At 72.5% G+C, this 13,780-nt stretch carries 13 protein-coding genes; 7 read left to right on the forward strand and 6 right to left on the reverse strand.

Annotation, left to right across the window (positions count from 1 at the left end):
- Positions 1-36 precede the first annotated feature (36 nt).
- Positions 37-2,433, reverse strand: coding sequence for a GH32 C-terminal domain-containing protein (locus F3H10_RS11720; RefSeq protein WP_149784953.1), 2,397 nt, complete (start codon positions 2,431-2,433; stop codon positions 37-39).
- Positions 2,434-2,785: 352 nt separating this feature from the next.
- On the opposite strand from F3H10_RS11720, the gene dapA reads away from it, so the two are divergent.
- From dapA to F3H10_RS11750, 6 genes are all read left to right on the forward strand, one after another.
- The gene (dapA, locus tag F3H10_RS11725) at positions 2,786-3,772 is read left to right on the forward strand and encodes a 4-hydroxy-tetrahydrodipicolinate synthase (protein ID WP_149784954.1); all 987 of its coding nucleotides are present in this window, start codon (positions 2,786-2,788) and stop codon (positions 3,770-3,772) included.
- Positions 3,769-4,587 (forward strand): 4-hydroxy-tetrahydrodipicolinate reductase, encoded by an 819-nt coding sequence (gene dapB, locus F3H10_RS11730; protein ID WP_149784955.1) that lies wholly within the window; start codon positions 3,769-3,771, stop codon positions 4,585-4,587. Before dapA ends, dapB begins: the two co-directional genes overlap by 4 nt.
- A 69-nt stretch (positions 4,588-4,656) precedes the next feature.
- On the forward strand, positions 4,657-5,496 hold the full coding sequence (locus F3H10_RS11735) for a 2,3,4,5-tetrahydropyridine-2,6-dicarboxylate N-succinyltransferase (protein ID WP_149784956.1): 840 nt from the start codon (positions 4,657-4,659) through the stop codon (positions 5,494-5,496).
- Positions 5,493-6,836: a diaminopimelate decarboxylase gene (lysA, locus tag F3H10_RS11740; RefSeq protein WP_149784957.1), complete on the forward strand. Its 1,344-nt coding sequence runs from the start codon at positions 5,493-5,495 to the stop codon at positions 6,834-6,836. The genes F3H10_RS11735 and lysA overlap by 4 nt, the downstream gene beginning before the upstream one ends.
- On the forward strand, positions 6,833-7,807 hold the full coding sequence (gene dapF / locus F3H10_RS11745; protein WP_149784958.1) for a diaminopimelate epimerase: 975 nt from the start codon (positions 6,833-6,835) through the stop codon (positions 7,805-7,807). Before lysA ends, dapF begins: the two co-directional genes overlap by 4 nt.
- The gene (locus F3H10_RS11750) at positions 7,804-9,030 is read left to right on the forward strand and encodes a M20/M25/M40 family metallo-hydrolase (RefSeq protein WP_149784959.1); all 1,227 of its coding nucleotides are present in this window, start codon (positions 7,804-7,806) and stop codon (positions 9,028-9,030) included. The genes dapF and F3H10_RS11750 overlap by 4 nt, the downstream gene beginning before the upstream one ends.
- A gap of 36 nt (positions 9,031-9,066) precedes the next feature.
- Here the strand turns inward: F3H10_RS11750 and F3H10_RS11755 are convergent, their stop codons facing one another.
- Both F3H10_RS11755 and F3H10_RS11760 read right to left on the reverse strand, forming a co-directional pair.
- Positions 9,067-9,450, reverse strand: coding sequence for a zinc ribbon domain-containing protein (locus F3H10_RS11755; protein ID WP_149784960.1), 384 nt, complete (start codon positions 9,448-9,450; stop codon positions 9,067-9,069).
- A gap of 78 nt (positions 9,451-9,528) precedes the next feature.
- Entirely contained in the window at positions 9,529-10,026 is a 498-nt protein-coding gene (locus F3H10_RS11760) for a LabA-like NYN domain-containing protein (protein WP_149784961.1), read from the reverse strand.
- 134 nt (positions 10,027-10,160) lie between these two features.
- On the opposite strand from F3H10_RS11760, the gene F3H10_RS11765 reads away from it, so the two are divergent.
- Complete coding sequence (locus tag F3H10_RS11765; RefSeq protein WP_149784962.1) at positions 10,161-11,447, forward strand: glycoside hydrolase family 68 protein; 1,287 nt, start codon at positions 10,161-10,163, stop codon at positions 11,445-11,447.
- Here F3H10_RS11765 and F3H10_RS11770 read toward each other — a convergent pair.
- Genes F3H10_RS11770 through dnaJ form a run of 3 tightly spaced genes read right to left on the reverse strand, consistent with a single transcriptional unit; the run spans position 11,444 to position 13,752 of the window.
- Positions 11,444-12,199, reverse strand: coding sequence for an acyl-CoA synthetase family protein (locus F3H10_RS11770; RefSeq protein WP_149784979.1), 756 nt, complete (start codon positions 12,197-12,199; stop codon positions 11,444-11,446). The genes F3H10_RS11765 and F3H10_RS11770 overlap by 4 nt on opposite strands.
- Before the next feature lie 10 nt (positions 12,200-12,209).
- Positions 12,210-12,530, reverse strand: a complete 321-nt coding sequence (locus tag F3H10_RS11775; protein WP_149784963.1) for a cupin domain-containing protein — start codon at positions 12,528-12,530, stop codon at positions 12,210-12,212.
- A gap of 55 nt (positions 12,531-12,585) precedes the next feature.
- Positions 12,586-13,752 (reverse strand): molecular chaperone DnaJ, encoded by a 1,167-nt coding sequence (gene dnaJ, locus F3H10_RS11780; protein ID WP_149784964.1) that lies wholly within the window; start codon positions 13,750-13,752, stop codon positions 12,586-12,588.
- Positions 13,753-13,780 lie beyond the last annotated feature (28 nt).

Below are 13,780 nucleotides of genomic sequence, written 5' to 3' on the forward strand. Positions count from 1 at the left end.
CCGCCGGTCAGCGTCCCGTCGGCTGCCCCACGTCCGCTACCGTGGATCGAACGGTCGCACGTCGTCCCCCATCGCGGGCCACGCGCCCTCCATCCGCCACATCGAGAGGTCGACGTCGACGGGGCCACCGTCCGCGTCGTCGCGTTCGACGTCGAGGTCCCCCTCGTCACCGTCGACGGCGGCCGTCGTGCCGGGGAGGGAGACGAGCGAGACGCCCGTCGCGTCGTGGCGCGTCGGGTAGATACGGGTCGCGAGCGCCCGCCGCCCGTTCACGAAGAGTTCGAGGACGGACGCGTCGACGAAGGCGCGGACGTCGAGGGGGAACTCCAGGTCGTCGACGGCGACGCCGACCGGCGCGTCCCGCGCGTCGCGGTCGAGGCTGCTCTCCGAGCGGTCGACGACGACGCGGTCGTCGCCGATCCGGATCGTCGTCCGCTCCGCGCCGTCGGGGGTCTCCCGGACCCGCAGGGCGACGACCGTTCCGGGCGCGTCGCCCGGATCGAGGCGAGCGCGGACCTCGAACGCCTCGCCGACGGCGTCGAGACGCTCGGGGGTCGAACCCGCGGTCCACGTCCCCTCGAGCAGCCGCGTCCCGCGGAGGCGGTCGACCTCCCGGACGGGTCGCTGACGGAGCTCGTCGTCGACGACCTCGACCTCGCGCGGGAGGCTCATCGCCCCGGACCAGCCGGCGTCCCACCCGCTCGCGGTCGACCGCTCCTCGCGGAGCCAGCCGACCGTGACCCACCGGTCGTCCGGCGTCGAGAGCGACTGCGGCGCGTAGAACGCGCCGGGGTCGAGGATCCCCCGGTCCTCGACGCGGAAGCGGCCGGCGTCGGCGTCGAACTCGCCGAGGAAGTACCGCACGTCCTCGTAGTCGGAGACGTGGAGGAGGTCGCCGTCGGAAAACCGGAGCAGTTCGGGACACTCCCAGACGACGCCGGGCTCGGCCTCCTCGGTGACGAGGGCGGGACCCTCGTAGCTCCACTCGCGGAGGTCGCGGCCGGTGTACAACACGGCCGCGCCGCCGCGGTCCTGGAGCCCCGTGCCGATCAGCTGGTGCCACCGGTCGTCCTCGTACCACAGGCAGTGGTCCCGGAAGTGCGCCGGCTCGCCGGGCGTCGACAGCAGGTCCAGTTCGGGCGGCGGCGACCGGACCACCGGGTTGCTCGCGTCGCCCTCGAAGCCGGTGAGGTCGTCGTCGGTCGCGGTGGCGAGACACGGGCGCTGCCACCCGTCTCGCCCGCCGGTGTAGAGGGCGTAGACCGCGTCGGCGTCGGCTGCGGTGACCGCGGGATCGGCGTCGTCGCCCGCGGGGACGACCCGCCGCGTCCCGTCGTCCGCCCCCTCGAGCACGTCGACGGCGACCGCACACCCGGACCAGCAGCCGTCCCGGTCCGGCCCGCTCGGATCGGGGGACATCGCCACCGGGCGGTCCTCCCAGTGGACGAGGTCCTCGCTGACGGCGTGGCCCCAGTGGACCGAGTGGTGGTACGGCCCGGCGGGGTTGTACTGATAGAACAGGTGGTAGGTCCCGTCGTGGTGGATCATCCCGTTCGGGTCGTTGAGCCAGTTGGCCGGCGGGGTGACGTGGTAGGACGGACGGTCGCGGTCGCCGGAGAGGGCGTCCCGGTAGCGCTCGAGCTCACGGCTACTCTTCGGTCGGCCCGTCGCGAGCGCGGTGTCGTACTCGCTCTCCCCCGCCAGCCAGCGGATGGCGTCGGCCGCGAAGCGCTCGCGGGTCGCCTCGGTGGTCTCGTCGTCGCGTTGGGCGAACTCCATGCCGACGCCGACGCCGATGACGGTCCCCGCGCCGACCCGCCACTGGAGCACGGTCACCTCCCGGGGGACGTCCTCGACGCCGCGGTAGGTGGCGGCCAACACGTCCGCCCGCTCCGGAAGCACGTCCTCGTACCTGGCGTACGGGGCGGTCGAACCCGCCGGACGGATGTGGTGGCGCAGGCCGTCGAGGCCGTCGACGGCGGGATGGCCGGCGTAAAGCGGGTGCCACAGCGGGCCGACGGGGTCGACCACCTCCTCGGTCCCCGTCGCGTCCGGCGGCACGGGGTCGATCCCGAGCGCGCTCACCTGCGCGAGCGCCCGCGCGGAACAGAACAGTCCGCCCCCGTCCGCGAGGAACGCCCGGATCGGGTCCGCGCACTCGGCGACCGTCGCGGGGTCGCTCACGGGGTCGTACGCGTGCCACCAGAGCGCGTCGAAGCCTCCGAGGTCGACCGCTCCGGCCGCGATCGCCGAGAGCGCGACGGTCTCGACGTCCCCGACCACGTCGCGGGCGAACGCGAGCGCGGCCGACCCCTCCGTTCCGTCGGGCACCCCCTCGGCCGCCGCCTCGCCTTTCGTCGCCCCGCCGTCCGTCTCCCCCCCGTCCGTCTCCCCCTCGATGAGGAATCCGAGGCGGGGTTCGTCGTCGGTCATGATCCCCCGTTACCACGCTCGTAGTAAAAACCGTTCTCCCGTGACGGCGTGGCGGATCCGCGGACGAGTCGGTCGACGAACCCGCCGACGCTCGGCGGGGACGGCAGATTCCGTCGGAGACAAAACGTATAAGCGAGTCATCGACGTACGTCCGGGCGTGACTCGAACCGCGTCGTCGCTCGGCTCGCGCCCGCCGGCAGCGACGCGGCTCTTCTCGAAGAAACGGGTGTGACGCGTCCACAGGCGGGAGTGGCGACCCCGTTCCGGACGACCCCCGGCCCGCACGCGACCGTTTTCAGAACGACGCGATCCACACCACGTTCAGGACCACGCGATCCACACCACGACACCGATGACGAACCCTACGACGACCACGACGACACCGTACACGACCGACCGCGACGACGACCGAGAACCGACCGACCAACCCTTCGAGGGAGTCTATCCCGCGATGACGACCCCGTTCACCGACGAGAACGGGATCGACCACGACCAGCTCGCGGAGAACGCCCGTTACCTCGAGCGCGCCGGCGTCGACGGGGTGGTCCCCGTCGGCTCCACCGGCGAGTCCGCGACGATGACCCACGACGAGCACATCGAGGTGGTCGAGACCGTTCGCGACGCCATCGACGACGTGCCCGTGATCGCGGGCACGGGCTCGAACAACACCGCCGAGGCGCTCTCGCTCTCGCGCCGAGCCGCGGAGGCGGGCGCGGACGGACTCCTCCTCATCTCGCCGTACTACAACAAGCCCGAGCCCGAGGGATTCTCGGAACACTACCGGACGATCGCCGACGCGGTCGACCTCCCGCAGATCGTCTACAACGTGCCCTCGCGGACGGGGCGGTCGATCCCGGTCGACGTCGTCGTCGACCTCGCGAGCCACCCCAACGTTCAGGGGTACAAGGCCGCCTCCGGCGACCTGAACCGGATCAGCGAGGTCGTCGAACGAACCCGTGAGGAGACGTTCTCCGTGCTCTCCGGCGACGACGGGCTCACGCTCCCGACGCTCTCCGTCGGCGGGACGGGAACGATAAGCGTCGTCGCGAACGTCGAGCCGGAGCGCTCGTGTGCGATGGTCGGATCGGCGCTCTCGGGCGATTACGACCGCGCGCGGGAGCTCCACCACGAGCTCGCGCCGCTGGTCCGCGAGCTGTTCGTCGAGACGAACCCGATCCCGGTCACGGAGGCGATGCACGTCCGCGGCCGCGGCGGCCCGCACCTTCGGCCGCCGCTCACCCGGCTCTCCGAAGACCGGCGCGACTCCCTGCGCGAAGTGCTCGCGGAGTACGAGGACGGCACGCCGGAGGCGACCGAGGTCTCCGGGGGCGTGGAATGACCGGCGACGCCGCCCTCCGGATCGCCGTCACCGGCGCGGGCGGGCGGATGGGGCGGGAGGTGATCGAGGCGGCGACGGCGCGGGAAGGCGTCGAGGTCGTCCTCGCGGTCAACCGCACGCCGACGGACCCGGTCGCGGGCGTCGACGTGGCGGACGCCGCCCGGCTCGACGACCTGCTCGCGGAGACCGCCCCCGACGCGCTCGTCGACTTCACGGGACCCGAGTCGGCCGCCGCGTACGCCGAGACCGCCGCCGAGGCCGGGGTGGCCGTCGTCACCGGCACGACGGGGTTCGACTCCGGAGGCACGGCGCGGCTCCGAGCCGCGAGCGAGGCGGTCCCCCTGCTGAAGGCGTCGAACTTCTCGCGCGGGGTCGCCGCGCTCCGGCGAGCGGTCCGCGAGGCGGTCGCGGCGGTCCCCGGATACGACGTGGAGCTGACGGAGACCCATCACGACGGGAAACGGGACGCCCCCTCGGGGACCGCGAAGACGCTCCTCGAGGACGTGGAGGGGGTCCGCGAGGACCTCGACCGCCGGGTCCACGGTCGCGAGGGCGACGCGCCCCGCGGCTCGGACGAGATCGGCGTCCACGCGAGACGCGCCGGCGACGTGACCGGCGAGCACGAGGTGTTGCTCGCGGGCAACCGCGAGACGCTGGCGCTCACCCACCGCGCCGGCGACCGCGGCGTGTTCGCGGCGGGCGCGCTCGACGCCGCGACGTGGCTGGTCGGCCGCGACCCTGGCCGGTACGATTTCGACGACGTGCTCGACGGGAGCGCGGCGGGAGGGGAAGGGACGACCGATGACGACGGGTGAGCGCGTGGGTGCGCTACCCAGGGACACACATCGACGGGTAAATACCGTCGGTCGACCACGGAGGGAGTAATGACGCTCGAATCCGACGTGACCGACCTCTGGCGGCGCTACGAGGCGGGGCTCTCGGCCGCGGAGACGACGGCGGACGACGTGGCCGTCCTCGACGACTTCCTCGCGGCGTTAGAGGCCGGCGAGGTCCGCGCCGCCGAGAAGACCGGCGACGACGTGACGACGTGGGAGGCCAACGAGTGGGTCAAACGCGGGATCCTGCTCAACTTCGGGCTCCGCGAGACCGAGCCGCGCGAGTACGGCGGCGTGACCTACTACGACGTGTTGCCCCTCCGCGAGACCGACGACCTCGCCGAGCGCGACACCCGGAACACCCCCGACGGAACCGTGCTTCGACCCGGGGCGTACCTCGGCAGCGACTGCATCGTGATGAGCCCGGCCTTTCTCAACATGGGCGCGTACGTCGGCGACGGGACGCTCGTCGACTCCTGTGACACGGTCGGCTCCTGCGCGCAGATCGGCGCGGACGTGAAACTCGGCGCGAACACGCTGATCGGCGGCGTGCTGGAGCCGATCGAGGACGCCCCCGTCGTGATCGAGGACGGCGTCTCGCTGGGCGCGGGCTGCCGGGTCACGAGCGGGTTCCGCGTCGGCGAGGACTCGATCGTCGGCGAGAACACCCTCCTGACGCCGCGGATCCCGGTCTACGACCTCGTCGAGGAGGAGGTCATCTACGGCCACCTCCCCGCCGAGCGCCGGGCGTTCACGCGGATGGTGGAGTCCTCCGTCGGCGACCACGACCTCTTCGAGGGCGGCGCGTACAAGCCCGCGGTGGTCGCCACCGACGTCGAGACGGAGACGCTCGAGGCGACCCGACGCGAGGGGGCGCTCCGCGAATGACGGCGGAGACGGCGGAGACGGCCGAGACGGCCGAGGCGGAGCGCGACGCCGACGCGAACCCGCCCGTCCGGCGCACCGGCGACTGGGACGGGGATCGACTCGCCGCCCTCGCCGACGAACACGACACTCCCCTGTACGTCCAGGACCTCGACCGGACCCGCGAGAACTGCGAGCGACTCCGTTCGGCCTTTCCCGACGCCGACGTGCGATACGCGGTCAAGGCACACACCGGTCGCGCGGTGCTGGAGACGGTCCGCGAGGCGGGACTCGACGCGGAGTGCGCCTCGGCTGGCGAGCTCGACCGCGCGCTCGCGGCCGGCTTCGACGGCGACCGGCTCCACTACACCGCGGTCAACCCGCCGGCCCGCGACCTCGACTACGTCGTCGACGTCGCGGAGCGGGAGCCGGACCTCACGATAACGGCCGGCGCGGTCGACACCCTCGACCGGCTGGCGGAGCGCGGCTACGACGGCCGACTGTGTCTCCGCGTGAACCCGGGCGTCGGCGCGGGCCACCACGCGAAGGTCACCACGGGCTCGGCCCCCAAGTTCGGCGTCCCTTACGACCGCGCGACACGGGTCGCCCGCGAGGCGGCCGCGCGCTTCGACGTGGTGGGCGTCCACGCGCACGCGGGCTCGGGGATCGACCCCGACCAGCTCGACAGCCACCGCGAGCTCGTCTCGCGGATGGGCGACCTCGCGCGCGACCTGATCGATCCGGACCCGGCCGTCGCCGACCCCCTCGACCTCGAGTACGTCGACGTCGGCGGCGGCTTCGGCGTTCCGTACCGCGAGGACGACGAGCCGCTCGACCTGCCCGCCGTCGCGGACGCGACGCGGGAGGCGGTCGGCGACCTCTCCGGGCTCGCGCTCGCGATCGAGCCCGGCCGGTACGTCGTCGCCGACGCGGGCGTCCTCCTGACCCGGGTGAACACGGTGAAGCCGACGCCGGAGGAGACGGTGGTCGGCGTCGACGCCGGGATGACGGACCTCCTGCGTCCGGCGATGTACGACGCGTACCACCCGATCCGGAACCTCGGCGGCGCGGCCGACGAGCCGGCCCCGGCGGACCGGGAGGCAACGTCCGTCACGGTCGCAGGACCTATCTGTGAGACCGGCGATACCCTCTGTCGGGACCGCGCGCTTTCGCGGCCGGCCCGCGGGGACCTCCTCGCGGTCGGCGTCGCGGGCGCGTACGGATACGAGATGGCGAACCAGTACAACTCGCGGCCGCGACCCGCGGAGGTCGCGCTGACGGACGGGGAGGCGACGGTCGTCCGACGGCGCGAGCGGCTCGCGGACCTCACGACGGTCGAGGAAGCGCCGGAGGTGGGCCGATGAGCGCCCACGCCGTTCCGATCGAGAAGTACCACGGCACCGGAAACGACTTCCTCGTGGTCGACGCCGCCGAGGGCGTCGGCGACCGCTCGGCGTTCGCGCGGGCGTACTGCGACCGCGAGACGGGCGTCTCGGCCGACACGGTCGACGAGGGAGGCCCGACGGAGAACGGGGCGAGCGACGCCGCCGACGACCCCACGGGTCGCCGCGGGGCCGACGGCGTCCTCTTTTTGGAGATCGGCGAGCGCTACCGCCCGACCCGCGTCGTGATGACGCTGGTCCAGCCGGACGGCTCGACTGCCGCGATGTGCGGCAACGGCGCGCGCGTCGTCGCCCGCTGGGCGCACGACCGGACCGGCGAACGCGAGTTCATGATCGACACGCAGGCGGGCACGCGCCGGGCGACCGTGAGCCCCGACGGAAGCGAGGCGACGATCGAGATGGGAACGCCGCGGTTCGACCCGGCGTCGGTGCCCGTCGACCGCGACGAGCCGCTCGTCGACGAGGAGGTCGAGGGACTGACCGTCACCGCGGTCGACACCGGCGTCCCCCACGCCGTGGCGTTCCTCGAGGGCGGCCGCGACGCGCCCGACGGGATCGACGCCGTCGACATCGACGCGGTCGCGCCGCCCGTCAGGCACGCGGACGTCTTCCCGCAGGGCGCGAACGTGAACCTCGCGGCGGTCGTCGACGCGGGTGGCGGATCCGAGGGAGAGGCGGGGAGCGGCCGGCCGGCAGTCATCGACCAGCGGACCTTCGAGCGCGGCGTCGAGGGCGAGACGCGCTCGTGTGGCACCGGCGCGGTCGCGGTCGTCGCGGTCGCCCGCCGGCTGGGACTGATCGACGGCGACACCGCCGTGACCCGACCGCCGGGCGGCGAGTTGCGCATCACGGTTCCGGACGACGACCACGCGACGCTCACTGGCCCGGTCGCTCGCGAGTTCTCGGGGCGGGTCGCGGCGGACCCGCGATGACGGACGCGACCGACTTCGACCCGGTCGGCTTCCTCGAGGAGGCGGTTTCGACCCCCTCACACGAGGGGGTCGAGGAGATGCGACGGCTGCTCGTGGAGACGCTGGAGGGGTCCGGCGTCGACGCCGCGGTCGACGACGCCGGCTGCGTCGTCGCCGAGAAGGCCTCGCCGGGCCCCGAGAACGGCCCACACGTCGTCGTGAACACGCATATCGACACCGTCACTCCGCACGTCGCGTTCGAGCGCGACCGGGAGGCGACCGGTCCGGAGACGGGGGGAGCCGGCGACGCCGCCGACGTGATCCGCGGCCGCGGGGCGTGTGACGCCAAGGGGCCGCTCGCGGCGCTTCTGTACGGCTTCCTCGCGGCCGAGCCGGAACACGGACGGCTCACGCTGGCGGTGACGCCCGACGAGGAGACGCTCTCGCGGGGTGCCGCGACGCTGACCGGAAAGCTCCCGGGGACCGCGGACGCCCTCGAGGGCGACCTGTACCTCGTCGGCGAGCCGACCGGCCTCGACGTCTGTACGGCCGCGAAGGGTCGGTTTCAGGGGCGGATCGAACTCGCCGGCGAGGCGGCACACGCCGCCGAGTTCGCCGGCGCGAACGCGGTCGCGGCCGCGGAGGGGGCGCTGGCCGCGGTCCGCCGGTTCGACGAGGGGACCGACGAGCACCCGCAGCTCGGCCCGCCGAAGCTCACGCCGACCGTCATCGAGGGCGGCGGCGCGACGAACCAGGTGCCCGCCGACTGCGCGATCACGGTCGACCGGCGGAGCGTGCCCCCCGAAACGGCGGAGGAATTCCGGAGCGCCCTCGAGGCGGCGGTTCGGGAAGCGATCGGTTCGGCCGACGCGGCGGACGATCCGACGGGCACGACCGACGGCGCGGTCGACGCTCGGGTGACGCTCACCGACCGCGAGTCCCCGTTCTTCGAGGCGTTCTCGACCGATCCGGACCACGAGTTCGTCGAGACCGTGGCGGCGGCGGCACGGACCGCGACCGCGGACGCGGGACTCCCGGCCGGGCGCGGGGGCGAGGTGCGGCCGTTCGGCGCGGCCACCGAGGCGTCGTACTTCGCGCCGGCACCCACGGTCGTCTTCGGGCCGGGCGACCTCGCGGACGACGCCGGCGCGGTGGCACACGCCGAACGCGAGTACGTGAGGGTCCGAGAGGTGGAGGCGGCGGCCGCGACGGTCGCGGCCGTCCTCGATCGTACGCTCGGTTGAGACGGGGTGCGGGAGCGGTTCGGCCGGTGGCCCGCGCTACCCGACGAAGAAGTCGATCGCGTCGTGTTTCGACTGCCCCTTGTACAGCTCGGAGTAGCCGCAGTTCGCACACGAGACGACGACGAACCGGCGGTTCTGAACGTCGAACAGCTTCGTGAGCCCGGTTCCGCTCGTCGCGATCTCGTCGGTCTCGGTCTCCTCGCCGCCGCATTTGGGACAGCCGGTGTCGTCGGAGCCGAGGGTCTCCGGATCGGCGTCGGCGCGGCTCTCGTTCCAATCTCCGCTCTCGTCGTCGTACTCGGCGCGACCGGGACCGGGGCCGTCGTCGTCGCCGGTCGCTCGATCGCCGCCGCCGCTCCCGGCGTCCGTCGAGTCGTCGCCGAAGACCGAGTAGCTCGTGTCGTTGTCGTCGGAGGGCATCGGTTCGACGCTGAACCGTCGCGGATAAAGGCTTTCCGGCGGTCACTCCGGTCGCTCGCCCTGGCGAGCACGACGACGCTACAGCAGGAACCGCTCCTCGTGCTCGTCGATGTCGACGAAGTCGTCGACGGCGGCGACCAGTTCGTCGGCCGTGGAGCTTCCGAGCCCGATCGCCTCGACGCGGACGCCCTCGTGTCTGAGGTGTGAACAGAGCCGGGCGAAGTCGCCGTCGCCGGTACACAACACCACGGTGTCGACGTGGTTCGCGAGCGTCACCGCGTCGAGGCTCATTCCAACGTCCCAGTCGGCCTTCTTCGAGCCGTCCGCGAACGTCTTGATGTCCTTGATCTTGGCCTCGAAGCCGATGTCGCGGAGCGCCTCGAAGAAGCTCTCCTCCTCCGGCGAGTCGGCGCGGATCACGTACGCGATGGCCCGGACCAGCGACCGCTCGCGGACCGCCTCCTCGAGCAGCGCCGAGTAGTCGATGTTCCGCGAGTACCGGCTCTGTGCGGAGTGATAGAGGTTCTGTGAGTCGGCGAGGACGCCGACGCGCTGTGCGGGATGAGTGTCGACCATACGGGACCGACCACCGGCACCGATTAGGGCTTTGGGATCCGGCGCGAACGCGTGTCGGACCGGTCTCCACCACGTGACGGTCCAGTTTCAACGGGTGTAGTAACCGTTTTTTGCCCCACCGTCGAACGGCCGTTATGACGAACGACAGCGACGGTCGCGCCGTCTGGACGCGGGAGGCTGCCGGCCGGATCGAGCGTACGGACGACACCGTCGCACCGGTCATCTATCCGCCGGAGACCGACCGGTTCGACGGGTTCCACGTCTGGGACACGTGGCCGCTTCGGAACCGCGACGGATCGCTCGCGGAGATCGGGGGCTACCGCGTCGTCTGTGCGCTCACGACGACCGACGACCTGCTCCCGGGCAAGCGTCACGACGTGGCGTCGATCCACTACTTCACGTCGCCGGACGGGGAGTCCTGGAGCCACGGCGGTCCCCTCTTCTCGGGCGACGCGCTCGGGTCGCGACAGTGGGCCGGCTCGACGATGGTCGACGACGGAGACGTGTACGCCTTCTACACCGCCGCGGGCGAGCGCGGCGAGGACGAGCTCGCGTACACCCAGCGGATCGCGGGCGCGACGGGCGGCACGGTGCGCGTCGAGGACGACGGGCTCCGGATCGACGGCGAGTGGGACCACGAGGTCCTGTTGGAGCCGGACGGCGACCTCTACGAGCGGGAGGCGCAGTCGCGGGGGATGACCTACACCTTCCGGGACCCGTGGTTCTTCGAGGACCCCGCGAGCGGCGAGACGTACCTCCTCTTCGAGGCGAACACCCCGATCCCCGAGGACGCGGACCCGTGTGAGGACCCGGAGGCCGCGTCGTTCAACGGCAGCGTCGGGATCGCGCGCTCGCCGACCGGCGATCCGACCGAGTGGGAACTGGAACCGCCGCTTCTCGACGCGGTCTGTGTCAACCAGGAACTGGAGCGGCCACACCTCGTCGTCCGGGACGGCACGTACTACCTGTTCGTCTCCAGTCACCAGCACACCTTCGCGCCGGGTATCGTCGGACACGACGCGCTGTACGGCTTCGTCGCCGACGACCTCCGCGGCGAGTACCGGCCGCTGAACGGCCACGGCATGGTGGCGACCAACCCCGCGAACGCGCCGTTCCAGTCGTACTCGTGGACCGCCTACGACCACGGCGACGAGGTGCTCGTGGCGAGCTTCTTCAACTACTACGAGTACGTCGGCGCGAATCTCGACGGGATCGCGGACCTTCCCGAGAGCGAGCAGCGTCGCCGGTTCGGCGGAACCCTCGCGCCGACGCTCCGAATCGGCCTCGAGGGCGACCGGACCGAACTGCTCGGGACGCTCCGACACGGTTCCCTGCCGCTCCCGTCGGAGAAACTCGCCCCGATCGACCGCGGCGGTCGACCGAAAGGGACCGACAGAGGTGGCGGTTCCTACCGGTCCTAGCGGGTCAGATCCGGCAGCGACGCCACGTCGACCCGCGCGGGCTCGGGCGGCTCCGCGTCCGGGCCGTCGACGACGGCGAGATCGCCGAGAGACGTCGATTCCGGGTCCGTTTCCCCGGCCGCGTCCGTGAGAACGACCACGCCGCCGCGAGCGAGCGGCGCGACCACGCCCGCCGCGACCGTCCGCGAGTCGGCGAGCGTCGTCCGGACGACGACCCGCGTTCCGGGGTCGATCCCGTGCTCCGTCGCCGCCGCCTCCGCCGCGTCGACGAGCCGACCGTGCGAGACGGTTCCGCCCTCGCCGCGGACGACGGGATCGCTCGGGGAGACGGTCGACGGCGGCGTGGCCGGGTTCTCGCTCCAGAGCTCCTGCTCCCAGTGCGTCGTCTCGGGACGCTCCGGCGGTCCGCCGAACGCGGCGATGTTCGTTCCGGGTCGCGGGTCGAGTGCCGATCCGTCCGCGACGGGGACCACCACGACGCGGTCGCCGGCCGCGACGCCAGCGTCGGGGTCGAACCTGACCGCCGCCCCGAGGCGTGCCGCGCCGAGGAACGCGAGCGTCGCGTGGAGCCCCGGGGTCGGGTCGACGGCGACCGTCGACCCCTCGCGTGCGCCGAGATAGCGAAGCACGTTCGCCGCCTTGTACCCGTTGGTGATCAGGTCGTGAGCGGTCCGCTCGCGGCCGTCCGGCGTGACGAGCGCGGGGTCGCGGCTCCGCCGGTCGCGCGCGAGCAGGTCGCCGACGACGTCGATCCCCGCCACTTCAGGGCGCGCCCGCGACGACCATCCGGGAGCCGTCCGCCTCGAACGAGAGCGTCCGGCTCGACTCGGGGTCGACGCGGACCGCGTCGCCGGCCGCGAGCGCGACCGACTCGCCGTCGACGTCCATCGTCGCCTCGCCCTCGAGGAGGACGTACACCTCCTCCTGGCCGTCCTCCGCGTGGTCGTGTTCCATCCCGTCCCAGTCGGCGTCGCCCTCGACGACGGTCACGCCGAGCTCGGCGCAGTCGAGCGCCTCGCGCAGGAAGTACATGCCGGGCGCCTTCGGTTCGACGTCGGTGTAGGCGGCTTCGTCGTAGCCCATACCCTCGCTTGGGTCGGAGGCCCGAAAAGCCTATCCTCGGATCCGGTTCCGCCGCTCAGAAGGTGCTCTTCAGCTTCTCGAAGAAGCCGCCGCCGACGTCGATGTCCTCGCCGCCCGCCTCCGCGAACGCCTCCAGCGCCTCGCGCTGTTCCTCGTTGAGGGAGTCGGGAACGACGACGGCGACCTGGACGTAGAGGTCGCCGCGGCCGCGACGCCGGAGGTGGGGCATCCCCTTCCCCTTCAGCCGGAACGTCTCGCCGCTCTGGGTGCCCGCGGGCACGTCCATCTCGACCGTCCCGTCGACCGTCTCCACGTCGATCGTGTCGCCGAAGACCGCCTGCGGGAACGAGACCGCCTCGTTGACGCGGAGGTCGTCGCCGTCGCGCTCGAACCGGTCGCCGACGTCGACGTCGACCTCGATCAGCAGGTCGCCGTTCGGCCCGCCGTTCTCGCCGGGCGCGCCCTCGCGCTCCATCCGCAGGCTCTGCCCCGACTGGATCCCGGCCGGCACCTCGACGGTGAGCGTGGCCTCCTCGCGGGCGATCCCGTCGCCGCCGCAGTCGGGACAGTCCTCGCTGTACACCTCGCCCGCGCCCTCACACCGCGGACAGGTGGAGGTCTGCTGGACGCGCCCGAGCGGCGTCTGCTGGACCTGCCGGACTTGCCCCTGCCCGTTACACTGCGGACAGGTGTTCACGTCGGCGTCGGAGGGGTGGCCCTCGCCGTCGCAGGTGTCACACCGGGTGGGTCGCGTGATCGTGAACTGCTTTTCGGTCCCCTCGAAGGCCTCCTCGAGGTCGACGGTGAGGCCCGTCCGGAGGTCCGTGCCCTGTCGCGGGCGGTCGTCCCGGCGGCCGCCGCGGCCGCCCGGACCGCCGCCACCGCCGAAGAACTGGTTGAAGATGTCCTCGAAGCCACCGGCACCGCCGCCCGCGCCGCCGAACGGCCCCCCGGCGCCGCCGGGGCCGGCACCGCCGCCGGTCGCGCCGTGTTTGTCGGCCTCGGTGAACCGGTCGTGGCCGAGCTGGTCGTACTGGCGGCGTTTCTCCTCGTCGGTGAGCACCTCCTTGGCCTTCTGTATCCGCTTGAACCGCTCCTCGGCGTCGTCGTCGTCGCTGACGTCGGGGTGGTGTTTCGCGGCCTTCTTCCGGTACGCCTTCTTGATCTCGTCCTCGCTGGCGTCCCGGGAGACACCCAAGACGTCGTAGAAGTCCTCGCTCATGCGTTACGTTGGTGTGTGGTCGTGGTTC

Source organism: Halorubrum aquaticum (assembly GCF_900113615.1).
Classification (GTDB): Archaea; Halobacteriota; Halobacteria; order Halobacteriales; family Haloferacaceae; genus Halorubrum; species Halorubrum aquaticum.